This is a genomic window from Paraburkholderia sp. J63 (genome assembly GCF_905220245.1).
In the GTDB taxonomy this organism is placed as follows: Bacteria; Pseudomonadota; Gammaproteobacteria; order Burkholderiales; family Burkholderiaceae; genus Paraburkholderia.
Genome location: NZ_CAJMZF010000118.1, coordinates 1 through 1,532 on the forward strand (window position 1 = coordinate 1; position 1,532 = coordinate 1,532).

Sequence of the window (1,532 nt, forward strand, 5' to 3'; positions counted from 1 at the left end):
GTGATAATCATTGAAAGGCCTCCTGGCCGCCCAAAGAAGGGGCGGCCAGGGTCTACAGTTGAGATGCCATGCTCAACCGACCCGTTCAGGAGGCTGAAATGAAGTATAGCGGCATCGATCTGCACTCGAATAACGCCGTGGTCGCCGTGATTGACGATCAGGACCGGGTGCTTTACTGCAAGAGATTGGCTAACGACCTGTCATCTATCATCGCAGTCCTCGCGCCATTCCGCGAGGAGTTGCAAGGGGTCGTGGTGGAATCGACCTATAACTGGTACTGGCTTGTGGACGGCCTGATGGCCGCGGGCTTTGCTGTCCATCTGGCAAACACTTCTGCCATCAAGCAGTACGAGGGTCTGAAGTATGCCGGCGATGAACGCGATGCCGTGTTTCTCGCGCATATCTTCCGCCTCGGGCTACTGCCAGAGGGGTATATCTACCCGCCCGAGGAGCGAGGCTTGCGCGATCTTGCCCGCAAGCGCATGCAGCTTGTGCAGCAGCGCACGCTGAACATCCTCAGTATCGAGAACATCCTGGCTCGGCAACTGAACCTGCGGCTCAACGCGGAGCAGGTTCGCCATCTCGACAATGCGGCTGTGACTGCGATGCGTCTGCCGCCGCATATCGAGTGTGCGTTGATGGCCAACCTCGCGGTCATATGCACCTTGCAGGCGCAAATCCATGCAGTCGAAGCCGTGCTACACCGCTTCGCGAAGCTGCGGCCCGAGTTCGCGATCCTCAAGACCGCACCTGGCATCGGTGAGGTCCTCGCAACTACCATCATGCTGGAAACAGGCACTATCACGCGCTTCGCGAGTGTTGGTCAGTTTAGCTCCTACTGTCGATGCGTCGACAGCAAGCGGATCTCGAACGGCAAGAAGAAAGGTGTAGGCAACGTAAAGAACGGCAACAAGTATCTCTCCTGGGCCTTCATCGAAGCTGCTGCTGTTGCCATGCGCAGCTGTCCGCAGGCGAGACGCTTCTATGAGCGCAAAAGAGCGCGGCGCATGTCCGTGGTCGCCATGAAGGCGCTCGCGCACAAGCTCGCGCGTGCGGCCTTCTACATGTTGCGAGATGGAAAACCCTTCGAGGTGACTAAATGCTTTGGTTAGATCCGGCGGGGCCGCGAGCCCGGTAAAAATGTTGGCGTGAATCCAGTCTAGTGATTGGGCCACGTGCTCCCGCCGCCCCCATCAGCTACCGCTGGGATGCCCAGACCATGAGCCGAAATAAGCCTGGCACTGCTCACGCAGCAAGCCGATCATTGGTGAATACTCCCGTGGACAATGGTCTGGTACCGATGGTTTTCTGGGGCTCTCTCATGAGCCACGGGCTAGTGCCAGAATACCGGCACTCGCCTTGATCCCGATGGATGACTGGAGCAGACCAGTTCTGCAACCAGGCGAGCGAAAAATCGGACGCATGCTCATGCGCGTCGACGTTGCAGGGGGGCTCAAATTGTTTCGCTAAGCAGGGTAAGGCCTGAGAGAGGCGCATTTATCTCTTGATCTAGGCCTTTCAATGGATGACAT

Annotated in this window: 1 protein-coding gene; it reads left to right on the forward strand. The window is 57.7% G+C overall.

Going from position 1 to position 1,532, the window contains the following annotated elements; genetic code table 11:
- The first annotated feature begins 98 nt into the window (after positions 1-98).
- The gene (locus U5775_RS38715; protein WP_322063402.1) at positions 99-1,112 is read left to right on the forward strand and encodes an IS110 family transposase; all 1,014 of its coding nucleotides are present in this window, start codon (positions 99-101) and stop codon (positions 1,110-1,112) included.
- The last annotated feature ends 420 nt before the right edge of the window (positions 1,113-1,532 follow it).